Origin of the sequence: Dyadobacter sp. SG02 (assembly GCF_900109045.1) — a bacterium.
Taxonomy (GTDB): Bacteria; Bacteroidota; Bacteroidia; order Cytophagales; family Spirosomataceae; genus Dyadobacter.
Genome location: NZ_FNYL01000002.1, coordinates 489,201 through 511,951, shown reverse-complemented (window position 1 = coordinate 511,951; position 22,751 = coordinate 489,201). Strand labels below are relative to the sequence as shown.

At 52.5% G+C, this 22,751-nt stretch carries 14 protein-coding genes; 4 read left to right on the top strand and 10 right to left on the bottom strand.

Going from position 1 to position 22,751, the window contains the following annotated elements; genetic code table 11:
- Positions 1–37: 37 nt before the first annotated feature.
- The 4 genes from BMW93_RS05760 to BMW93_RS05745 form a co-directional block, all read right to left on the bottom strand.
- A complete protein-coding gene (locus tag BMW93_RS05760; protein ID WP_090374243.1) occupies positions 38–2,110 on the bottom strand; it encodes a HAMP domain-containing sensor histidine kinase in 2,073 nt (690 codons plus the stop codon).
- A gap of 256 nt (positions 2,111–2,366) precedes the next feature.
- Positions 2,367–4,661 (bottom strand): TonB-dependent receptor, encoded by a 2,295-nt coding sequence (locus BMW93_RS05755; RefSeq protein WP_090374242.1) that lies wholly within the window; start codon positions 4,659–4,661, stop codon positions 2,367–2,369.
- 118 nt (positions 4,662–4,779) lie between these two features.
- On the bottom strand, positions 4,780–5,292 hold the full coding sequence (locus BMW93_RS05750) for a redoxin domain-containing protein (RefSeq protein ID WP_090374241.1): 513 nt from the start codon (positions 5,290–5,292) through the stop codon (positions 4,780–4,782).
- Between the two features lie 63 nt (positions 5,293–5,355).
- On the bottom strand, positions 5,356–8,553 hold the full coding sequence (locus BMW93_RS05745; RefSeq protein ID WP_090374240.1) for a GH92 family glycosyl hydrolase: 3,198 nt from the start codon (positions 8,551–8,553) through the stop codon (positions 5,356–5,358).
- 286 nt (positions 8,554–8,839) lie between these two features.
- On the opposite strand from BMW93_RS05745, the gene BMW93_RS05740 reads away from it, so the two are divergent.
- Positions 8,840–9,466 carry a response regulator transcription factor gene (locus BMW93_RS05740; protein WP_090374239.1) on the top strand — a complete coding sequence of 209 codons (627 nt, stop codon included), beginning with the start codon at positions 8,840–8,842 and terminating at the stop codon, positions 9,464–9,466.
- Here the strand turns inward: BMW93_RS05740 and BMW93_RS05735 are convergent.
- Positions 9,450–12,434 (bottom strand): sensor histidine kinase, encoded by a 2,985-nt coding sequence (locus BMW93_RS05735; RefSeq protein ID WP_090374238.1) that lies wholly within the window; start codon positions 12,432–12,434, stop codon positions 9,450–9,452. The two genes, BMW93_RS05740 and BMW93_RS05735, sit on opposite strands and share 17 nt — an antisense overlap.
- A 210-nt stretch (positions 12,435–12,644) precedes the next feature.
- On the opposite strand from BMW93_RS05735, the gene BMW93_RS05730 reads away from it, so the two are divergent.
- Together BMW93_RS05730 and BMW93_RS05725 are read left to right on the top strand one after the other, a co-directional pair.
- Complete coding sequence (locus BMW93_RS05730; RefSeq protein ID WP_090374237.1) at positions 12,645–14,954, top strand: tail fiber domain-containing protein; 2,310 nt, start codon at positions 12,645–12,647, stop codon at positions 14,952–14,954.
- 4 nt (positions 14,955–14,958) lie between these two features.
- A complete protein-coding gene (locus BMW93_RS05725; RefSeq protein ID WP_090374236.1) occupies positions 14,959–16,482 on the top strand; it encodes a T9SS type A sorting domain-containing protein in 1,524 nt (507 codons plus the stop codon).
- Positions 16,483–16,551: 69 nt separating this feature from the next.
- Here the strand turns inward: BMW93_RS05725 and BMW93_RS05720 are convergent, their stop codons facing one another.
- Together BMW93_RS05720 and BMW93_RS05715 are read right to left on the bottom strand one after the other, a co-directional pair.
- A complete protein-coding gene (locus BMW93_RS05720) occupies positions 16,552–17,145 on the bottom strand; it encodes an FMN-dependent NADH-azoreductase (RefSeq protein ID WP_090374235.1) in 594 nt (197 codons plus the stop codon).
- Between the two features lie 234 nt (positions 17,146–17,379).
- Positions 17,380–18,045, bottom strand: a complete 666-nt coding sequence (locus BMW93_RS05715) for a flavin reductase family protein (RefSeq protein ID WP_090374234.1) — start codon at positions 18,043–18,045, stop codon at positions 17,380–17,382.
- A gap of 358 nt (positions 18,046–18,403) precedes the next feature.
- Here BMW93_RS05715 and BMW93_RS05705 point away from each other — a divergent pair, with 358 nt between their 5' ends.
- The gene (locus tag BMW93_RS05705; RefSeq protein WP_090374232.1) at positions 18,404–18,796 is read left to right on the top strand and encodes a hypothetical protein; all 393 of its coding nucleotides are present in this window, start codon (positions 18,404–18,406) and stop codon (positions 18,794–18,796) included.
- A gap of 75 nt (positions 18,797–18,871) precedes the next feature.
- Here BMW93_RS05705 and BMW93_RS05700 read toward each other — a convergent pair whose 3' ends face one another.
- The 3 genes from BMW93_RS05700 to BMW93_RS05690 form a co-directional block, all read right to left on the bottom strand.
- Complete coding sequence (locus BMW93_RS05700) at positions 18,872–20,854, bottom strand: BspA family leucine-rich repeat surface protein (protein WP_090374231.1); 1,983 nt, start codon at positions 20,852–20,854, stop codon at positions 18,872–18,874.
- Between the two features lie 156 nt (positions 20,855–21,010).
- Positions 21,011–21,451: a nuclear transport factor 2 family protein gene (locus BMW93_RS05695; protein WP_090374230.1), complete on the bottom strand. Its 441-nt coding sequence runs from the start codon at positions 21,449–21,451 to the stop codon at positions 21,011–21,013.
- Positions 21,452–21,458: 7 nt separating this feature from the next.
- Positions 21,459–22,736: an epoxide hydrolase family protein gene (locus BMW93_RS05690; protein WP_090374229.1), complete on the bottom strand. Its 1,278-nt coding sequence runs from the start codon at positions 22,734–22,736 to the stop codon at positions 21,459–21,461.
- Positions 22,737–22,751: the final 15 nt, after the last annotated feature.

The following is a 22,751-nucleotide window of genomic DNA, read 5'->3' as shown; positions in this document are numbered from 1 at the left end:
ATATTTCGTCAAAAACGGTAGCAGGTATACCCTCGATTTAATCCGGCAATTCCACAAAAAACGTGGTTCCGGTGCCGGTCACCGATTCGAACCAGATCTTTCCGCCGTGCGCTTCGACAATCTGTTTGCAAATCGAGAGCCCGATACCGAAGGATTGCTCGCCGGCCGTCCCTATCCTCCGGGCGTCGTTGGAAGAGAGAAATATGTGCCCTTTGAGGTCGTCCGGAATGCCGATGCCGTGGTCCTGCACGCTGAGCAGCGTCAGGTTCGAACGTTTTTTCAGGTTTACATTAATGGCGCTTTCCCGGGGAGAGAATTTGACCGCATTGCTCAGCAAATTGGAAAATACGCGCCAGATTTTTTCCCGGTCGACGGGTACGATGGCTTTCTCGTAATCGTAATGGATCGTCTGCCGCTTTTCTTTTCCCTTGTAACTCAGCATGTCAATGCACGACTGCACGATTTCCGACAAATCCTCCTCGCTCTTGCTGATCTTCTTTTTGTCCGGGCCTGCTTGTAATATCTGTCCGATCAGCCCGAATGCCAGCTGGCCCGACTGCTGGATGGCGTTCACGAGCATCGCCTGTTCCTCGGACGGCGACTGGTCCCAGAAGAGGACATCGGCCCCCGAAACCATCGCTGCAATCGGGTTCCGAAGGTCGTGCGCAACGATCCGCAGCATTTTTTCCTTCTCCACTTCCGATTCCTCCAATGCATTGACGGTATCCTGAAGAGCGACATTACTTTTTGTGATGACCTCGTTCAGTTTGGTCACCGCGCGCAGGTTCGCGGCACGTTTGCGGGCATTGCGCCAGATCAGGTATACGATCACGGCCATCGCCAGGGAGAACAGGATCGAAAATTTCAGGTATAAACCTTCCCGGGCAGCTTTTTCGGCCGCCAGTTCCATTTCATGCTCACGCTGAACCTGTTGCAACATATGCCCGACATTGTTTTTGCTCTCCGCATTTCTTTTCTGCTTGCTGTTGCGTTCCGCTTCAAGGTTAGCCATAAACAACCGGCCGGCACCTTTGAAATCTCCCGTTCCGTATAAAATGGCGGCTTGCAGGGTCTGATACAAGCTGTTCGCAGTCGCATTGCCCGTAGTACCCGGCAACAGCCGCAGCGAATCCAGTTGCGCCTGTGCCTTGTCATACGCGTGCGAATCGATGTAAATCTGCGCCAGTATCTGCCGCGACTCCCGCTCGACGTCGATAGACCATTCGATATTCGGGTCGTGTTCGAGGCACTTTTTGATCAATCGCTCCGCGGTACGGTTATCGCCTTTCAAAGCGTAGGCTTCGGCCTGGTTTCTCAGAATGACGATCCGGGCGAACCGGATGAAATTCTGCTCTTTCGGAAACCTGCTTGCATTGCGGTTGATAAACTGGTCGGCCTGGATAAAGTAATCGAGCGCTTTGCCCGGTTCATTGATCAGCATATAGGCCATGCCGATATTGCGCATACTCCCCTGCTTCTCGATGAATTCCAGCTGAAAATTTTCGGGCTCCCGGCAATGCGCCAGCTCCTCTAATTCATGTTTCCAGTACTCGATCGCCTGGTAATAGTTTTCTTCCTTGAACGACATGTTGGCGATCCGGCTGCTGTACCGCGCACATTCGCATATTTCTCCCATCGACGTCAGGAAAGACTTCCCTTTGTAATAGTTGCGATAAGCCTGGTAATATTCCTTTTGCTTCAACAAGTCATCCCCTTTCAGCAGTAACGCTTTGGAATAATCGATCGGGTTTTCCCTGCGTACGTGCCCGGGCCCGAACAACCCGAGCAGGCTGTCGGTATACGCGAGCGCGGCGGCATCCATCGTGGAATCGCGGTGGCTCAGCACCTTCATGAATTTGAAATAGAGAATGCTGTCATGGATGTCCCTGTTTCCCAATGTGGCCATGAAGGAATCCAGGCTGGCGATCGCCCTCGGGCTGCCGATGATCCGCGAACTGCGGTCGAGGCTGTCGATCCACGCTTTCAGCTGCACGTCATGGCTGGCTTTTTCCGACTTCCGGCATCCCGCGAAGCCTCCTGCCAGTACCAGGCAAAGCAGAATAATCCTACATTGAAAATAGGGCAACAACAGGCCAGATTGGTTGTTCATCGCTTTCAGATTGGTTTCTCTTTTACAATGATACCGTGAGACGAAAAAGTATATGCGTTTTGTACAATTTACGCCTGTTTTCCAGCAGGTTGATGGAGCGATCAGGATCGAAAAGTCAGCAAAAATCTACACAATTTGTCTGGATAAATTGTAGAAAGAATTCAGTCCGGAAAGTAAATTAAAAGGCCGGCAGCCGTCCCTGTACCGGGAAGCCGCCGGCCCTTTCGTGACAGCCGTGGTTATGATTTCAGATTATTTAAAATCTGAAAGAAAAAGTGGCCACGAAGTTTCTCGTAAACTGGGCATTCCCTACCGAATCCCAATACCTTGCATTGGAAAGGTTATTGAGTTTCAGGCCGAGTTTCCATTTCTCTTTCTGGTAAAAAGCGGTCGCATTGATGGCGTGATAGGCGGGAATCGAGTAAGTATTGCTGGAATTGACGTACGAATCACTCACATAATTACCCCCGAAACCCAGTCCGACACCTTTCAGTTCGCGGAAAGGCAAACGGTAGCTTACCCAGTAGTTCACGATATTTTGGGGCGCCTGCGTTTCGAATTTCCCTTCATACACATCGGCTTTCACGAATTTATTTTCATTGAAACCATATCCCGCGATAATGTTAAGCCCCGCGACGGGATTGGCAGTAAGCTCCACCTCGACGCCCTTGCTTACCTGCCGGCCGTCCTGGAAACTGTACTGCGCGTCGTCGGTACGTAACGCATTGTCGATATCGATGTAATAATAGCTGATGCTCCCGCCCAGTTTGTTGCCGGGCAGTTCCGCTTTCAGACCGCCTTCCAGCTGGTTGGCAAATACGGGCTTCGGCTTGAACAGGCTGCCATTCGGCTGCTCTACCGGCCCCTGGTTCCGGAAGCCGTTCATGAAGTTCCCGAATACTGATACCTGGTCTTTTACGACCTGGTAAACGATTCCCAGCTTCGGGGAAAGCGATGGTTGCACAAATCCTCCCTCATAGGTTTGCTCGAAACGGTCGTACCGCAAGCTCAGCATCGTCGACAAGCGGTCCGTCCACTTGATCACATCGGAAACATAGATCCCGAGCGCATTGCCTCCGTACGCGTCATGCGATACGGCCGTGGAAGGATCGGCCAGGATGCTGTTGACGCGGTTCAGGCTTGCCTTTTCAAAAGGTCCGTTCACATTGATCTTGTCGAGCGGAACAACGGCGTAAGTGAGTGATTCATCATTATATTCATAGCTGGCGCCGATCAGCAGGTTGTGACGGAACCGGCCGGTATTGAAACTACCATTAAAATTCTGCTGGATATTTGCGTAAGTCCTTTCCCTCGGGCCAAAATGCCGGATGCTGGTAACGGCCGTATCTGCGCTGATCCAATTTATATAAGGCTGATAGCTATGGTTCAGAAACTCGTTTACGTGGGAAATACCCGTTGTGGAAGTCCAGTTCGGACTGATCTGGTACCTGGCCTGCGCGAAATACTTGGTCGCCTGCGCGTCGCTCAGCAGGTCGTTTGCAAAGAAAGACTTCTTGAAACCCAGCGGAATATCCTTGGCCGACTTGAATGGCACCTCGTCCGCGAAAAGCAGCGTGTAGGCTAACCGTGTCGCATTGCTTTTGAAATATTCGAAATCGAACAGGAACGAAAGGCGGTCGCTGGCCTGGTAGGAAAGGCTTGGGGCGATGACGAACCGCTTGGTTTTACCGTACTCGTTGGAGCTGTTCTGCTGGTGTTGTACCGCATTGAACCGCAGCAATACCTTTTTATCTTTATCGAGCGGGGTATTGATGTCAACCGTAGCCCTGCTCAGGTCGAAACTTCCCATGCTGTAACTCACTTCGCCCCCGAAACCCGCGTAGGGCTTCTTGGTGACGAGGTTCATGGCCCCGCCGAAAGTCGATACCTGTGAACCAAAGAGCGTACCCGACGGCCCTTTGATCATTTCGACGCGTTCCAGGTTGGCGATTTCCGTCCCGGTCCGGTAAACCGAAGTCGCCATACCGTTCCGGGCGTAATCGAAGTTGGTAAAGCCCCTGAATACCACCGCGAAGCTTCCGGTAACGTATTCCGAAGGCGCTACCCCGGCGGCGGCACGAAAGACGTCCTTCACGTCGGTCATCATCTGCTCTTTCATCAGGTCCTTGCCCACGACATTGTAAACCTGCGGATTTTCAAGGTTTTTCAAAGGCATTCGCGCCACGTAATCGGTTTCCTTGTTCGTCAGCCGGTTATCGCCGCGCACTACCACCTCCTGCAACTGGCGGTTATCCTCGGCCAGGGTAAAATCCACGGAAGTCGTTTCCCCGGCAGCGACGGTCACCGAGCTCGTTTGCGTGATGAGGCCGGTAAAACTGGCCGTCAGGGTGTAGGTTCCCGCGGGGACCTTGTTGATCGTATAATGTCCTGCCTCATTCACCACGGCGCCTTTAGCCGTTTTTTCAAGAATGATGTTGACGAATTCGGCGGGTTTGCCGTCGGAAGTGGTAACGGTACCCTTGATCGTGCCCGTTTGAGCGAAGGCCTGTACGGATAGTATGGAGAAAATCAGTGCTAAAAGTCTTAACATTTGCATTTATTTTATTTGGACTTAATATAAATAATGGCAAATGTATAAAACTTCCGGTTGGTTCGCGATGGTGTGCCCGGTTAAATTACCGGGCCGACATCAGATGATGGAATAAATATCACCGGGGATTAAGCTTTTTCAGTTCCCCGAGGATCAATTGCTCGTCGCCCAGGTAAAATGCCGCTTTCCGGTAAACGATCTTGTTATTCTGGTCCACGATCAGCATTACCGGGAGGTAGGATATAGCGGCGGCCCTGCTGAAATCCTCGTTGGGGTCGAGATAGGCGTCAAAGGTCAATTGGTGTTCTTTAATGTCCTTTTCCACTGTTTTCGCGTTCTGGGCCGGATCAAAATTGATCATGATCACCTTGGTTTTGGTCGATGCAGCGATCTCGTTTTTGATTAATGTGAATGCATCCAGGCACAGCAGGGCGCTTTTGGAGTCGGATTTCCACCCCAGGATCAGCAAATTTTCGCCCGGGTGGGCAATGCTGGCCGTGTTGACAATTTTCCCACTCATGTCGGAAATTTCAGCAGAAGGCAGGCTGGCCGATTCTTCCTGCGCGAAGGCAAAAGGAAACGTGGTAATCATTAAAAGCAAAGTAAACAGGATTGTACGGTGCGGTCTCATAGCGAATACGGTTAAATAACGGAAGTTGCTTACCTGTTCGCAGGAAAAAATGTACCACCACTTTCACGGAAGCGCCTCGACGCCCCAGCTCGTATTCGGCTCCGGCCCCATTTCCAGCACCAGCGATCCGCCTTTCAAAAGATCGGATGCCTTGAACCAGAAATTTTTCAGCGGCTGGCCATTGAGGGTTGCATTTTGCACATACACATTCTTTCGCGAGGTGTTTTTAGCTTCGATCGTGAAGGATTTGCCCCTTCCGAACTGCTGTCCCAGGTCGATCACCGCCTTTTCAAACAGGGGGCTGCCTACCTCGTATATCGGGTCGACGCGTGTGCCGCCGTCGGTCTGGAAAAGGCCGAGCGACGCCATGACAAACCAGGCGCTCATCTGGCCCTGGTCCTCATCACCCAGATAGGCATTGGAAACCTCGTGGCCATAGTACCTGTCCACCACCGAGCGGCTCCATTTCTGCGTCAGCCAGGGCTTTTTCACCCAGTTGAACAAAAACGCGAAATGCATCGATTGCTGGTTGCCCTGCACCACAGGGTAATCCCAGTACTGATCGTTCGGACCATTGTAGCGCCATTTTACGCTTTCGTTGAAACCCCAGTCGAGCCTTTTTACAAACTCGTTCTCCCCTATCGTTTTCGCAAGCCCGGGAACGTCCTGCGGTACAAAAAAGGTAAGCTGCCACGCATTGCCTTCCACATAATGGTGGTTCGCGCCGGATTTGAACGGATCGAAATCGGGCAGCCATTTGCCTGTCGAGTCTTTCATACGGGCAAATCCGGTAGCGGGGTCGATGACATTCTTCCACCACGTTGCCCTGTCCGCGAATGCCTGGTAATCTTCTTTTTTGCCTAATGCTTTGGCAAACTGGGATACCGAGTAATCGTCGAAACTGTATTCCAAAGTGTTCGAAAACCTGCCCTGGTCGTAAGGCACGTACTTGTGCTTCAAATAGGTAGTCAAATCCTCGTTACCGGCCCGCCCGCCGCCGACGGTGTCCGCCGGAACGGTCTGCATTTTATGTACGGCCTCGTAAGCCTTTTTGACGTCGAAATCGCGGATACCCATCTGGTAGGCACCCACAATGAGCGGGACCTCGTGCTCGGCAACCATCACCGGTATATATTCCATCCCCGCCGGCCCTTTCGCCAGCCAGCCGCCGCGGTCGTACATCGCCAGCTGCGATTTCACCCAGCGGTTCGACCATTCGGGCGTAACGAGGTTCCAGAACTGGTTGAGGTTCCAGAAAGTATTCCAGAATGCGTCGCAGCCTAATGCGACATCGTCCTTGTTCTGAAATTTGTTGACATGCTCGTACGCGTCACGCCAGCTGCCGTCTACATCACTAAACATATTCCTGCTCAGCGAGCGGTACATATTCGTGTAAAACCGTTCCTTCTCGCGCTTGTCGTTGCTGGTCACCGCCACGCGGCCGAGGAGGTCGTTCCAAACGTTTTCTTGGTTGCTTCTTACCTTTTCAAAATCCCAGCCGAAAGGGTCGGAGATCTCCGTTTTCAGGTTCAAAGCCGCATTCTCCACGCTCACGTACGAGATACCCGAGCGTACCTGCACGGATTTGTTCGTTTTCGTATCAAATTCGAGGAACAGACCCGCATTCCGGGCGCTGTCTGCGGCCAGATTGGTTTGCATTTTCACTTCGTCGTTCAGCCAGGTGCCATAGTTTTTGATGGGCTGGTCGAATTCGATGACGAAATGTACCGTGTACTGCTGGTCGATCCCGCCCGCCCATACATTACGCGAGAGCTGGTCGCTATACCCCTCGATCCGCTTATCGCTCACCTTGTCGATCTTTACCTTTTGGATCTTGTAGCCGTATTCCGTCGGGATTTTCAGGTCGACCATCACGCGGCCGGTTTCACTTTTTTCCCAGGTATATTTCTGGAAAGATGCACGGGCGGTGGCGGTCAGCTCGGCGATAATGTCGTTATCGGTCAGTTTTACTTTGTAATACCCCAACGGCGCCTGCTCGGTACTTTTATCGAAACGCGAGCGGTAGCCCGTGTCCGGGTTCGCCTGGTCGCCGATCTTTATTTCCAGTGGCCCGGCAGTGGGGAAAATGCCGAGACCGGTCATCGTCCATTCGTGAATGTGGCTGAACGTCCCGATCGACTCGAAAGTAGGGTCATAACCCGCCTGCCAGCCGCCATTCTGGTTGTCCGGACTGAGTTTCACCATACTGAAAGGCATCCACGGCCCCGGTGCGATCATCCACCGCGAATGCCCGGCACCCAGCATTGTATTCACATATCCGGCCGGTGTTTTGAGCTTTTGTCTACCACGCGCAACTGTCCCGGACTTTATCAATTTTTTATTCACAAAAACCTCAAATACCCCTGTGCCCGGTTGCTCCGCGGCCGGCATTGGCGCTTCCAGCACATAGCGGTCCTGTTCTAATTTTTGGGACAGAATGGTCTCTCCGTCCAGCTTTGCCTCGATTAACGGCTCTCCACGGAGCTGAGTCACGTCGATTAACAACGGCTGAATGAGCTTCCCATCCACATTCAATTCATAATCAGCCGCGTTCACACTTCGCAGCAATGCATCGCCGGGCGTCGACACGCCGGGCGTCGCCACGCCCGGCGTGGCCAAGGTGGCCTTTGCCGGTCCGAGGAGCTTCACCTGGTCGAATGCCAGCCAGCCGCCCTGCAAGGTGGTCATAACGATCTCATTGACGCCTGTATGAATAAGATTCGCCGGAATATCGATCTCCGCCAGTTGCTGTTTTGGCTTAGCCGTAAACTTTCCCGGATCTTTAAAACCCGACCCTTTCGCGAGCCTGAACTTCCAGGATTTACCGTTCACCGATACTTTCAGCAGCGGCGCATGCAGCGAATCGGTTTCAAGCACATCCACGACCAGCTTCCATTTCCCCGGGCGGCCAGGCGGTTTGCCGGCCACCGGCGTGGTTTTAATATCAAACAAAACCGTCAGAAAATGCGACCTGATCCCCGAGGTTCCGCCCGTCCCTCCCCAGCCGTTCACCGGGCCGGGCAGTACATAAGGCCAATCCTTCGATGCCTGCGAGCGCCCGACGAGGAAGAAATTATCTTCATATCCAAAATCCTTTTCCAAAAACCGCTTGTATTCGCCGGGAGCGAGCGCCATGCCCTTCGGAGCATTATCGGCCTCGCCGATCTTCCAGATCGTTTTCTGCTGCGCAAATGCCTGCCCTAGCATGCAGGTGGCGACCAGCAGGACTGCCAGCGTTTTGGTGAGAAGATTTTTTTTCATGGAGTTTATGACAAGCGGGTTTTATGAAATAGTATGTTTATACAAACTATTCCCATATAAAGGTTTATCTAGCTTAACTAATACTCAAAATCAGCGTTTTTATCAAAAATTGGCATTCAACCAATTGCGCCACAAGTATAATGCATCCGGTTTGTATATACAAAGTATCCAAATTAATCTTCTGCCCCAACAGAACCATGATACCGAACCGAAGAAATTCGACACGCTGACTACGAAATAACAGCATCGAAATACTATATATTTACAAACCAAAAGCATCCTCGTTATGAACAGAGTATTGATCGCCGACGATCACGATATTGTCCGGTTCGGGTTGACCATGCTGATCCAGGAAACATTTCCCGGCTGCACGCCCGACGAAGCGTGGAATGCGGAGAGCGTGATGGCCATGATGAAGAAGAACGAATACCCGCTGCTCTTGCTGGACCTGGTAATGCCCGACACCGACCCCAACGCATTACTCCATCACATCAGGCACTTTCATTCCGATACCCGGGTGTTGATCCTCTCCATGAATGACGAAAGCCTTTACGGTGCGCGTTTCATCCAGTTAGGCGCACAGGGATACATTAAGAAGGACGCGCCGAAAGACGAAATCAAGAAAGCCATTCATACGGTACTGGCCGGCAAAAAGTATGTGAGTCAGGAATTGGGGGAAGTATTGGTGCAGGACTCGCTTGACGGGAAAAAGGGCAACCCGTTTGAAAGGCTAAGCGCCCGGGAATTTCAGGTAGCCATGCACCTTGTACAGGGCTATTCGCAAAAACAGATATCGGAAATGCTGCAAGTTCAGTACGGCACCGTGAATACGCTCAAACAACGGCTGTTTGAAAAATTGAATATCGAACACCACAAGGACCTTAACGAACTCTCCCTCATTTACGGGCTTTGACCGACGCTTTCTCCTGACGATCCACCTGGTGCAGCGGTATGCCACTCACCAAGACCGTCGTCCCCGCTCCTTCCCTGCTTTGGATCGTTAACCGTGCGTTCAGTCGGGCCGCGAAGTCGCCGATAAACTGGTAACCCAGCCGCTCCCCGGAATCAAACTCACCGATTGTCCCGGCTTTCCCGATCAGACCGTTGATCTTTTCGAGTACGTCGGGGCGCATGCCGTTGCCGGTATCCGACACCCTGATGACGCACGTCATATCGCTGTCCCTGCTACAATGGACGCTGATCGTCCCGTGATGCGTGTGCTTGTGCGCATTCTCGATCAGGTTGCGCAGGATCGCTTTCAGGAGCTCTTTGTTGGTATAAAGCGCGTACTCTTCTTCGGTTTTGAATTCGAAAGTATTGTCATGCAGTTTCAACAAGTCCCTGCAAAAAGCTTCGAGCTCGTCCACGAGCGATGTCAGCGAAAAGGCGGCTTTCTTCAAATTGAACTGTTCGTCCTGCACCCGCGCCCAGAGGCTGAATTCATCCACGAATGCATAAATTTTCCGGCTCGTGCGCTGCATCTGGCGGCTTATCGAACCTGCTTTTTCAGTTTGATCGGACATTACCGCCTCGTAGTTGGCCTCCGACAAATACCCCAGGAAATGCAGCGGCGACTGCAAATCGTGCCCTACCATCATCAGCATTTTCTCTTTGAGGCGGTTGGCATTGTTCAAATGCGCTGTCCGTGACGCTACCTCGTGCGCCAGTTCGCGGTTGCGTTGAAGAAGGTAGGCATATCTCAATTTGACGATCGCGTAGACGAGCAATGCGATCACCAGCAGCACGATCAGTTTGAAATACAATGTCTGGTAAAAAAATGGCTTCACAAACAGCGGAATGTTCGTCATCACCACATTGTTAATGCCGAAACCCGCCCGCTTCCGCAGTTGCAGGCTGTAATTGCCGTGCGTCAGATTGTTGAATACGACGGTATTGTCTTCCTTCAATGGCTGCCAGATGCTGTCGAGGCCCGTGAGCCGGTATTCGAGCTGCTGATTGGCGGGATTACCGAAAAACGGTGACGCTACCTGTACTTCCAGGTATTTGAAATCCGGTTCCAGATCGAGCGATCTGCCGGCGGGATATTGAGGTTGGCCATCCACAAGTAATTTATCGATGATGATTTTACTGACGGGAAGCAGTTCCTGAATCGCATCGGGCTGAAACTGTACCAGCCCGTCCATGGAGGGGAACGAAAATTTTCCGTTACCCAATACCACAGCCGACGGGGTACAGCTCCCGTTGAATTCATTCGTATTAAAGCCCGAATCGCGTTTGAAACACTGATAATATACTTCGCTAACCTTTCCCGCAACGAAAAGGTCGAGGTCCGCTTTCCGGCAACGGAACAAACCATTGTTGGTACTCATCCAGATAAACCCGTTTCGATCCTCCATAAACGAATGGACGTCTTTCAGCGAGCCGTATTTGTCCAGGGGCATTTTAATCACCCGTCCCTGCCTGATCGCATAGAAACCTTTGCCCGTCGTACCTACCCAGAGTACCTTGTTCCGGTCGAGATGCAGGGTTTCAACAACATCCTTTTCAAACATTTTATATTGAATTTGCTTACCGGTCTTCACATTCAACAGGGCGAGGATACGCATTCCGGCGATCCAGAAATTCTCGTTGTCGAGCGGCAGGAAGGTTCTCACAAGCTGCGTTTCGGCCCACCGCCCGGGCGCCGACCGCAGGGAATCCCCATCCACATAGCGCAGGTTTCCGACCCTCTGGGACGACAGCCAGATCCGGCCATCCGGCGTCTCCCTGATACAGTTACTCCCTATATGTTTAGGCCATGCTTTCAGTTCATTGAGGTTTTCGTCGAGTTCCACCAGCGACTGGTTGTAATGTACTTTATCGTCTATCACCGCTTTGTGCATCCAGTAGTGCCCGCGGCTGTCCCGGAGCACGCCGGCCGTCAGGTCCTTGATAAACGGCACGCCCCAACGCGACGATCCCGGATACACAATGCCGTTGTAGACCAACACACTGGAATCGCCGTAAGGCACCTGCGAGTAGAAGTTCCCGAAACCGTTGGTATGCTTATGAGTGGCGAACTGCTTGCGGCGCAGCAGGTATAACCCTTGCGTCGCTGTTCCGATCAATTGCAGGTTCAGCGCCGGATAATTACGAAAAAAACTGATATCCGTTATATCCGTTTCCAGAACCAGCGTCGCATTCACCGCATTAGGACCGGTTTCGGTCAGTTGGTAAATGGCTTTGCCGGTATAATACCAAAGCATATTGTCCTGTTCAAAGAGCGCGTACTGGCGGCCGGCATTATTCACAGGTGCGGCCAGGTGCGGAGGCAATCCGGTTATGCGGATATTTGACCTGTTTTTTTGGGCATCTATGGCGATCAATGACCCGTTATTTCCCAGAAAATAGCATTTATGGTTTAGCCTGCCCCAGAGATTCAGTCTATTGCCGGAAACCAGCTCCGGCACAATCATTTCCCACCGGACTTTACCTTTGGATGTGAAGGACAATGTGTGTTCCATGGCCCACAGGTGATCGTTCCGGAACAGGGGAATGCTCCGTGTGTACGCTTCTCTTTGTAACATTCTCAGATGGCCCGTGCGATCGAAAGTGTATTTCTGGAAGTCTTCGTCCACAAAGCATACTACCCCGGCCGTGTCCAGTTCGACGCGCCGCATACGGTTGGAATGCAAAAGCGGGTAACCATCCCTGTCATATACTTTGAACCGCTGCCCGTCGAAACGCACCATCCCGGCCTCCGTACCGATCCACAGAAAACCGTCTTTATCGAGCTGTAAGCCCTTCACGCTGTTCTGCGGCAATCCGTTTTCGCTCGTGTAATGCGTTACGTGGTAATCGGCGGTCGACGCAAACGACCGGGATGTTGCAAGAAACGCCACAAACAATACAATGGCTTTTCGAAAAGTAGAATAATGCATTTTTCCTGACGATAACGGGTGCACGCCCAAAAGATTTTTCTACAATATACAGCGATTTTGTATTGATATAACTACAAAATCATTCTACATATCGATACAATAAAAAGACAACTTTTATCACGAAAAGTTCTCTCACTTCCATACAAACCGGTTCACGGCCAAAAGCCAATTTTGACGCTGCTAATTTCAGCTCAACCAATCGTTTTTATTATGAAAAAGTCCTACGCTCTGCTTGCAGGCACTTTGCTTGCAATATCTTTTCAAACCCATGCCCAAACCAAGGTAGGCGGCGCCGGAGCGCCCGATAACAGCGCAATGCTCGAAGTGACCGGTGGAACGGGCAACAATAAAGGCTTACTGGCACCGCGGCTCACCACCGCACAACGCGATGCGATCGCAAACCCCGCGACCGCATTGATGATCTACAACACTACCACGAACCAGTTGCAGGTAAACACCGGCACGCCCGCCGCGCCGGTATGGACGTCTTCGACCGTCAGCAATGCCTGGAACCTTACCGGAAATGCGGGCACCAATATAGCCACGAACTACCTCGGGACTTCGGACAGTCAGCCGCTGGTATTCCGTACCAATGCCGCCGAACGTTTGCGGATCACAGCCGCAGGAAATATCGGCATCGGCAACGGCGCCCCCATTGCACCTTTGTCGTTTGCATCCGCATTAGGGACCAAAGTCGCATTTTTCGACGGCGGGAGCCCGGCCGATTTTCTCGGGATCGGCGTAAGTCCCACCCAGCTCAACTACCACACCGCCACCAACTCCTCGCACGTATTCTGGGCTGGCGGGACAAACGGGGACGGCACAGAGCTCATGCGGATTCGAAACGATGGTAGTGTAGGGATCGGCACCAACGCGCCCGGCGCGAAGTTGCATGTGGCCGGAACGGCAAGGATCACCGGCAGTACCGGCACGCCGACCACCATTGTCGGCCGCGACGGATCGGGCAACCTGGGCAATATCACTTTGGGAAGCGGTTTGTCCATCGTCGGAGGGGCACTGTCGGCTTCGGCAGGCACGGCGGGCTGGTCGCTGACCGGTAATGCGGGCATTAACCCGGCCACCCAATACCTCGGCACTACGGATGCACAACCGCTCCTGCTGCGTACCAATGCGGCGGAGCGGTTCCGGATCACTCCCGCAGGTAATATCGGTATCGGCAACCCGGCACCGGTTGTGCCCCTGGCCTTTGCCTCGGCGTTGGGAGCCAAGCTTTCATTCTTTGATAGCGGCGCTGCCAACCACGTTGGCTTTGGTGTAAGCTCGAATCAATTTAATTACCACACGGTCCCTGGTGCCGATCATGCGTTTTTTGCAGGTGGTAAAAACGGAGACGGTACCGAGCTATTCCGCATTCAGGGCAATGGCAATGTAGGCATTGGTACTTCTTCCCCCGTTGCGAAGCTGGACGTGAACGGTACGGCGCGCATTGCAGGCAGCGCGGGCACACCTGCTTTCATCACAGGGCGCGACGCGACGGGTAATGTGGGCAATATCACGTTAGGCACTAATCTTTCCCTGGCCAACGGCGTATTGTCGGCATCGGGCGGTGGCGCGAGCGGTTGGGGACTGACCGGTAATGCCTCCACCAACCCTGCTACCAATTACGTGGGCACTTCGGACGCGCAGCCGCTCGTCATGCGTACGAATGCGGCCGAACGTATGCGCATCCTGGCAGACGGGACCGTGAGCATCGGTACGGACACGCCCCATCCCAGCGCCAAGCTGGATGTAAGCAACGGGAATATGCACCTGTCGCCCCGGTACGGTATCCGCTGGGCCGAAAACGACGACGCCGAGCGCATTTACATGTACCCGGCTCTGGGATTGCCCGGCAATAACCTTTATGTGGAAGCGCGGGAGAATATGGTGTTCATCACCGACCGCAACAATACCCGGATTAACAGCAACGAAATTGGCTTTATATGGGCTACCAACGGAAGCTGGATCGATGGCAACACCCCGTCGGAATGGATGCGGCTGACTGATATTGGCAGACTGGGTATCGGTACCACGGCGCCGGCCTACAAACTGGATGTAGCAGGTGATATCAATGCTTCCGCCTCCGTGCGGGCCAATGGCGTGGTACTGACTTCCGATGCCCGTTTGAAACGCAATATCAGCAGCACACACCACGGTTTGGGCACCGTAATGAACCTGCGTCCTGTGGAGTATGACAAGAAAAACAGCGTGGAAGCTTCGGACTACAACCGCCACGAGATCGGGTTTGTTGCCCAGGAAATCAGGAAGGTGTTGCCATCGCTGGTCAGCGAAGGGAACGATGCACATAAAACGCTCTCCGTTTCCTATACCGAGTTGATCCCGGTATTGACGAAAGCCATTCAGGAGCAGCAGGCGCAGATCGAATCGTTAAAAGCGGAAAATCGGGAATTGAAAGATAGCCAGGCCGTTACCGCGCAACTCGTGGAGCGTGTGAAGCAAATGGAACAAATGATGGGGGTTAAAGCAGATCAGGGAGTTTCAAAGACTGTCAGCAAGTAATATTATGAAACGACTTATCATACTAACCCTGATTTCCGTCATCGCGGGCAATGCAAGTGGGCAAAACACGACCTATGGTGGTGCCAGCGCCCCGGCGACCGTCGACGGCGGCCGTTTCAGCGACTATTCTCCCGGCGGCACGGTCGTGCTTGCTGACGGTTCCGTCGCATTGGCCAACAATTCGGTTTACGAACACGGCAATAACCTGCTGCAAGTCAACGGCAGCTGGACAGCAACCGGCAGCCTCGACCTGTTCGTAGCGCCGGGGGCCAATACCATCAGCGGCAACATGGCCCCCAGCTTCTCCAAAGCACGATTCAACATCGGCGCGGGCAATACGATGGCCATTACCAACACCCAGGGCGTGAACATCACGGACAGTTTATACTTCAATAACGGGATTACCACAACGGCGCGCAATACACACACTATCAGCGCACTCCGTTTCGGTGACGGCGCTTTCTACACGGGTGGAAATACGGACGCGCAGCACGTCAACGGGTACGTCACAAAAACCGGCGACGACGCGTTCCTGTTTCCCGTCGGCAATGGAGCCGACCTGAGAACGGTGCTGATCTCGGCGCCTTCCGCCCCGGCCGCCATCAGCACCGCCTGGTTCGCCGGAAGCCCCGACAATGTGGCTGACCCGTCCGACGGCAGCACGCACAGCCTTACCGCGCTGGCCTCTTCCCTGAAAGCGGTAAGCCCCGTGGGTTTCTGGGATTGGGCGGTAACGGCCGGGAACGACGACAATATTTTCGTAACCGTTTCGATGCCCGACGTTTCCACATTCGCAATCCCGTCCGACCTGCGGCTCGCCGGTTGGGACGGCACCCGGTGGATTTCGCTGAGCGCATCCGGCAACGCCATTGGAAACACGGAGAACAGCACGCTCAGCGGCATTATTCCGGCAGGCGTTACCATCAGCGCTCTTGCCATCGGAAGCTCCGAGCCCCCGCTTCCCGTAACACTGGTGAGTTTCACGGCGCGGGCAGCGGAGCAAACCGCCCTGCTCGAATGGGAAACAACCGAGGAAGTGAATGCGTCCCATTTTGAAATCCAGCGCAGCAGCGACGCCAAGAATTTCGAAGCGATCGGCACAGTGGAAGCCGCCGGAGACAGCCGGGACCTGGTCAGCTACCGTTTCACCGACGCTTCCCCGCTGGCCGGTATCAACTATTACCGGTTGAAACAGATCGACCGCGCCGGGGACGGTCAGGAAGGTCCTTATTCGTATTCGCGCACGGTCTCGGTCCGGTTTGATGTGGATGTAAAAATCAGTGTTTACCCCAATCCCGCCACCGATCTGATCCGCATCGAATCGGCAGGTCAGCTGGGTACTGTTGAAATCTTCACATTGACCGGAGCCCGGCTCACCGGAGCCCGGCTCAGCGGAGCACAATCGCTTCAAAATCCTGGATCAGGTGCAGCTTGCGGATTTCAAAAAGAGATCAATATCAGCGCATTTCAACCAGGTATTTATCTTTTAAAAGTCAATGGACAGACTTTTAAAATTGTAAAACAATAGTGTATTAAAAAGCGCATGAATTCGGCAGGTCGCCGTTTTCATGCGCTTGATACAAATACATTCTTACGATCAGAGGTCAGCCAAAATTTCGTCGTAATCGACTTCAACAACGCCCATCGCGGTACCTTCAACCCGGTAAGTTGCAACATCGGTAATGCCGATGTAAGTGCCGAATACTGCTTTGATATAAGACTCGATGAACTCGTAACCTTCCGGCCAGAAAGCCTGTTTTCCGCCCGAAGCTATCGCGAGGTACACCTTCTTGTTTTTCAAACAGCCTGCCCTCGATCCGTCTTCATTAAATCGGTAGGTAAGCCCCACGCGCACCAGTTGGTCCAGCCAGGCCTTTAACGGAGCCGAAACGCCCAGGTTATGCATGGGCGTGCTGATGACAATGATATCCGCCTCATCCATCTCGCTGAAAATCGCGTTGGAATAGCGGAGCAAATGCTTTCCTTCCTCCGTGGCCGAATCCGCGTGTTTGTAGAACTCCCCGATGAGCTCTTCGTTCAGATAGGGCGGAGGCGATTGGATCAGGTCGCGCTCCACGACTGTGCCGATTTCTTTTCTGTCTGTTAACTTCCGGACGATGGCCGCGCTCAATGCCCGGCTGTACGACTGCCCGCCCCGCGCACTCGATGTAATGTGTAATGCCTTTTTCATGATTCCGATTACCGTTTGACACATGACGACCGGCATTGCGAAACGGGGACTCAGCAACCTCCGTTCATCCAAAATAGTTTGCTATCATGAAATCGAACTCGCATTTTGCATAAAAACTTAGCGATCATGGAAAAGAAAAAGCCATTTAAATTCTGGATTAACCTGGCGACTTTTTCGCTCGACATTATCAGCTTAATACGCTTGGCATTTCTTTAATTACCAAAAATTAACTGCTTAAAGCTGACCGGCATACTCGGTATCCCGGGTCCGGTATAATTGCTCCGGAACGGATGCCAATTTCGAAGGATGTACTTCACTGCCAAGCCCGTAAAAGCGCTGAAAACTCATCATCAGCGGCCGCCATTTATCAGGGTCGACGTGGTTGGGGTTTTGATCGGATACGATCGACTCGTCGAGATGCACGCGGAGAATTTTCAGTTCCAATGTGACACTCCGGATGTTTTCGATACCTGTTTCGGCAGCGAACGGGTGTATCGCCACGAAGGCCGCTTCCAGATGAACCGGGCATTCCATAACTCTCGGCGCATTTACAATCGTCGATAGAAGTGGCGTCAATCCGGCTTTCCCGAATTTGTCGGCTTCGTGCGTGTAGCCTTTCAACACCTTCCCGGCTGGTACCGGATCGCTTCCGGTGACTAGCGCAAGTCTGTCCACCGCCTCCACCTGGTCCACGGATGGCAGGTTAAGCACGCATTCCCGCGTACGCAGGATGTTTTCCGTGGTTTTGGAATGCGCCGCAATGCCGATCATGCAGCGGTAACCGAGCCAAAATGCGGATGATATGGGGGCAAGATTAAAAGTACGGTCGCTGTTGGTCGTGCCTACGAGTACAACGGGCGTACCGAAGTACAAAATTGAAGGATTGCTGAGATGATGCATTTTTCGCTGCTATTTTTCATCAAAACAGCCAAATATCCGGTTGCCCGCAAACCCGTTTCTTGCGGTGTCGGGTTTTCATCCATTCTTTCGGTGATTTGTAACTCAGGTGCGTCATATTCAATGAAACCACCCGACGGCTCGATGAATCTGCCATTCTACTCTATGAATGCTATATAAAATATATAACTTATTCATTTTGTGTGATTTAACATTCATTACAGGCAATCTGTCGTCGTTCCCTACCTCCCTGTCGATTCCGTTTTGCGGGACCGAGGAAGGCGATTAACATTGTATCGGAAGTCGGCAGCAATCCCGCTTCCGTTAATCTTAAACAATCACATTTAAATCATAAACAACCATGAAAACGCTCCTCGCATCAGTGCTACTAACATGCTCACTTGCCCTTTCTTCAAGTGTATTCGCCCAATCCGAAGCCGGGATTTCACACGCCATCGGAGACGATACCAAAACCCGTTTCTGGGTGGCATCGACTGAAAACGGAAAGATCGACGTCAGCGTCATCAAGTCGGAAAAGGAAGTTTCGGTCAATGTGGTCGATCAATTCGGGCATACACTGGCATCCAAAACGATTAAAAAATCCGAAAGCGCTACCCGGACAAGATTTGACCTGAGCCAGCTTCCCGACGGCCCGTACAAAGTCGTGTTGATCGACGGTAAAGATAAAGAAGTGAAAACCATCGAGTTGAATACCCAGGCTGTGGAAGCCCAGCGGGTCGTATCTTTGGGATAATACAAATTTCAACAGGATTATATCGAAATGTAGGCGGGGCGTCGTGAATACGCCCCGCATTTGATATGCGCTGTTTTATTTGCCTACAATTATTTTAAGGGACTGGGCCTTACCGTCATCGAACGTGAGTTTCAGTGTATGCAAGCCACCAGACAACCTGCTTACGTCGATCCCCCGGGGACCGACGATGCCGGTTTCAAGCATTTTCATGCCTGACCCATTGTAAATAACGGCTTCCCTCACATGACCGTAGTCCTCCACAAACAGCGTTTCACTGGCCGGGTTAGGGTAAACGTTTGCGTAGCCCCGGTTACCAAAATCCGCACGCTGAACCCGGCTATATGCAAATGTTCCATCGCGATCAACCATTTTCAAACGGTAGTAATTGATCCCCGGAGCAGGTCCGTGGTCCTGGTACTGGTAGGCTCTAAGTACCGTGCTTTCACCGTTTGACGCCTGTCTCCCGATGGCCTTCCACGTTTTGCCGTCTGCGCTTTTCTGAATTTCAAAATAGTCGCTATTCGTCTCTTCGGTGGTCGACCACGTCAGCAGCGCGGCGGATGCCTCCCTGGTCACTTCGAAGGAAACCAATGTGACTGGCAGGCTTACGCAAACCGCGTCGAAGGTATCGCCGGTGATCGTCCAGTTTTTGGTATTCACGAGAAAATCCCTCGCTGCTGACGCTTCCGGCCCATAGCTGAGACCGGTCGCAGCAAGGGACCGCGCCGCGGGGGTCGATGGATTGTTTGCCCAGCCTATTAGCGTGCTGGTATAAGTGGGACAACCGATACCACTGGGGATGAGCATATTGCTTATATCAACGGAAGCATTCAATGTCCAGTTGCCCAGATTTTGATTGAATGCAGTGGCATTCTCGAACATATGTCCCATGTTGGTTACCTTGCTTACATCCCAGTCCGAAAGGGGCTGATTGAAGGCGGACGCTCCGTAAAACATATAGTTAGTTGCGGTTGCATTACCGACATTCCAGCTGTTAAGCGGCTGATTGAAGGATGTTGCACCGACAAACGTGCTATTGAAATCGGTCCCCTTGCTCACATCCCAGTCGCCCAACGGCTGATTGAACGATGAAGCATTATAAAACATCCCGCCAAAACTGGTCACGTTGCCGACATTCCAGCTATTAAGGGGTTGATTAAAAGCCGTGGCCCCAAAGAACATGCTGAACATGTTGGTGACGCTGCTCACATCCCAATTATCCAGCGGCTGATTAAACGACTCGGCTCCTTCAAATGCGCTGACCATGTTGGTAACCTTGCTCACGTCCCAGTTGTTCAATGGCTGGTTGAATGCCGGCGTCCCGCGCAATACAAAACTCATGTCGGTCACCATACCGACGTCCCAGGAATTCAGGGGCTGATTGAATGAGGTCGCGTTCGAGAACATGCCATACAGGTTAGTGACCTTGCTCACATTCCAGCTACCGATGGGTTCGTTGAACAGCGGACAATTTGCGAACATCTGATTCATATCGCGGACATTACTCACATCCCAGTTTTTCATATTGGGTGCGCTGCTCAATAGCGTACAATGCGCAAACATCCCGGCCAGGGTAGTCAGGTTGGTGAGTACGGGACTATCCGTCGCCGTGATCGCAGACAAATTGATACAATTTTCAAATGTTAATTCCAAAGAATTCCATGCGGTTGTACCCCATTGCTCGATTGTAAGCAGTTGTGCAGGAGTATTGGCTCCGAAATAGATGCTATTGAGAGGAGCGGGCGACCTGGGCCGGAAGGCAAGACGATATTCGCCGGGGGCAGGCAGCGTAATGAAGACGAAACCATCGTTAAAGGGGGATATTACACCGGACGTTCCGGCAGGAATACTTTCATAATACACATCGAAGTGCCCACTGGCAAACACAGCTACCTTCGGTTCTTCGGCTATGTAAATGTTCGTCTTGACGGTAACCACAAGATCAGCGGGAGTAACCTGGGCTTCAACAACATGCGACCCGAATATGCACATGATCAACAACGCCGGAAGGTGGCATTTACGGCATTTTTTTGCTGCGGAAAAGTATATGTTTAACATCGGCTCCGGATTAAAATTGAAAACATTTCTAGTCTCGAATTTCCAATTTTACCGATATCTGAATGTATTGATTTCAACTACGCTTTTGTAGATAATACGCGACAAAAAAGCGGCCGGCATCCATCCATGCCGGCCGCTGTGTCAGGTATTAAAACGTTAAAGAACGTCGCTGATCATTTTGTTGACCAGCAGCCATTTACCGCCGATTTTGTGAAAGGAAAGATATTCGTGATAAAGAAAATCATACATTCTCACCCTTACCTCGGCCACGGCAATGGAATGGGTGACCCGGACATCAAGCACCTCTCCCTTGAACGGCTTATCTGAATCCCTGGGGCTCTGGCGGTTAGCCACGCCGTCGAGGTACTCGGCGAGTGTTTTGGCATAAGGCTGCCCTTTCACGTCGCCCCAGAGCAAGGTACCTGGGTGATATACTTTGCGAAGCCGTTCCACATCTCCGGTGTAAATGCCATTGAAATAGTCGTTTTCCAATGTTTGGGAGATGATCAATGAATCTGACGTTTCCATAGTCTTCTGTATTTGGGCCATGCTGCCATAATGGAACAACAGCATGGCAATGAACAGGATGTTTTTCATGGGATCACTATTTCACGCGGAGCGATTGAAACGCGGCACGTAATTCTTTGGTAAATGCCTCAGGCTGTTCCCAGGCTGCGAAATGTCCGCCCTTTTCCAGCTTGTTGAAGTAGATCAGTCTGGGATAGGCCCGTTCGGCCCAGGTGCGCGGTACGGCGTAGATCTCGTCGGGGAAGGCACTCACGGCGACGGGTATTTTCAAACCTCTCGGATCGAAGAAACCGCCCGTAGCACCCTGCGAAGCCTCCCAGTAAAGCCGGGCCGACGAAATACCGGTGCGGGTAAGCCAGTACAGGGTAATGTTATCGAGAATATCGTCCCGCGTGAGACCTTCTTCTTCTCCCGCGAACACGCGTGTGATGAGTTTGTAGCTACGGTCGTCGTGATCCAGCATCCAGGCGGCGAGGCCCACCGGCGAATCGTCGACGGCGTACAAGGTCTGTGGACGCAGGCTCATTTCGCTGGCGTAACCCAATCCTTTTTTGTAGAAGAAATCCAGCTGTCCGTAGGCAATTTGCTCGTCTGCGGAAAGCCCGGCGGGTTTGTTACCGGATGCCAATGCCTTCGAAATGTCGGCCGGGACGGTGGCGGCCATATTGGTATGGATACCGAGCAGTGCGGCAGGGGCAATCAACGCCATATTTTCCGAAATGGCATTTCCCCAGTCACCGCCCTGCGCAACATATTGCTTGTAACCAAGCCGGTCCATCAGCGTGATCCACGCTTTCGCGACGCGGACGGGGTTCCAGCCGAGTTCCGCAGGTTTGCCGGAGAAACCGTGTCCAGGAATAGAGGGGATTACCACATCGAAGGCATCCTCCGCTTTACCGCCGTATTTCACAGGGTCGGTCAGCGGGCCGACGATTTTCAGTTGCTCGATCACCGAGCCGGGCCAGCCGTGCGTGATGATGACCGGCAATGCATTTGGATACTTCGAACGGACGTGGATAAAGTGAATATCCACGCCATCGATGTTGGTTACGAACTGTGGCAATGCATTCAGCCTCGATTCGACTTTGCGCCAGTCGTATTTCGTGGCCCAGTAACCGGCAAGCGCCTTCATCGTGGCAAGTTGCACGCCCTGGGTTTCGTCTTTCACGAGTTCACTGTCGGGCCACCTCGTGGCTGTAATGCGATGTTTGAGGTCCGCGAGCTCCGCATCGGGAATGTGGATTTTATAGGGGCGGATGGATTCATCCCCGCGCGAGGCGGACTGGGCATTGACCGGGGCCGCGATCGCCAGCCCGGTGGCCAGCAGACTCGCGGCAATTATGTGCTTTTTCATGTTACTTCATGTCTA

Excerpts from the sequence above, each read along its gene's own strand:
- BMW93_RS05760 (WP_090374243.1), bottom strand. The coding sequence starts at position 2,110 with ATGAACAACCAATCTGGCCTGTTGTTGCCCTATTTTCAATGTAGGATT.
- BMW93_RS05755 (WP_090374242.1), bottom strand. The coding sequence starts at position 4,661 with ATGTTAAGACTTTTAGCACTGATTTTCTCCATACTATCCGTACAGGCC.
- BMW93_RS05750 (WP_090374241.1), bottom strand. The coding sequence starts at position 5,292 with ATGAGACCGCACCGTACAATCCTGTTTACTTTGCTTTTAATGATTACC.
- BMW93_RS05745 (WP_090374240.1), bottom strand. The coding sequence starts at position 8,553 with ATGAAAAAAAATCTTCTCACCAAAACGCTGGCAGTCCTGCTGGTCGCC.
- BMW93_RS05740 (WP_090374239.1), top strand. The coding sequence starts at position 8,840 with ATGAACAGAGTATTGATCGCCGACGATCACGATATTGTCCGGTTCGGG.
- BMW93_RS05735 (WP_090374238.1), bottom strand. The coding sequence starts at position 12,434 with ATGCATTATTCTACTTTTCGAAAAGCCATTGTATTGTTTGTGGCGTTT.
- BMW93_RS05730 (WP_090374237.1), top strand. The coding sequence starts at position 12,645 with ATGAAAAAGTCCTACGCTCTGCTTGCAGGCACTTTGCTTGCAATATCT.
- BMW93_RS05725 (WP_090374236.1), top strand. The coding sequence starts at position 14,959 with ATGAAACGACTTATCATACTAACCCTGATTTCCGTCATCGCGGGCAAT.
- BMW93_RS05720 (WP_090374235.1), bottom strand. The coding sequence starts at position 17,145 with ATGAAAAAGGCATTACACATTACATCGAGTGCGCGGGGCGGGCAGTCG.
- BMW93_RS05715 (WP_090374234.1), bottom strand. The coding sequence starts at position 18,045 with ATGCATCATCTCAGCAATCCTTCAATTTTGTACTTCGGTACGCCCGTT.
- BMW93_RS05705 (WP_090374232.1), top strand. The coding sequence starts at position 18,404 with ATGAAAACGCTCCTCGCATCAGTGCTACTAACATGCTCACTTGCCCTT.
- BMW93_RS05700 (WP_090374231.1), bottom strand. The coding sequence starts at position 20,854 with ATGTTAAACATATACTTTTCCGCAGCAAAAAAATGCCGTAAATGCCAC.
- BMW93_RS05695 (WP_090374230.1), bottom strand. The coding sequence starts at position 21,451 with ATGAAAAACATCCTGTTCATTGCCATGCTGTTGTTCCATTATGGCAGC.
- BMW93_RS05690 (WP_090374229.1), bottom strand. The coding sequence starts at position 22,736 with ATGAAAAAGCACATAATTGCCGCGAGTCTGCTGGCCACCGGGCTGGCG.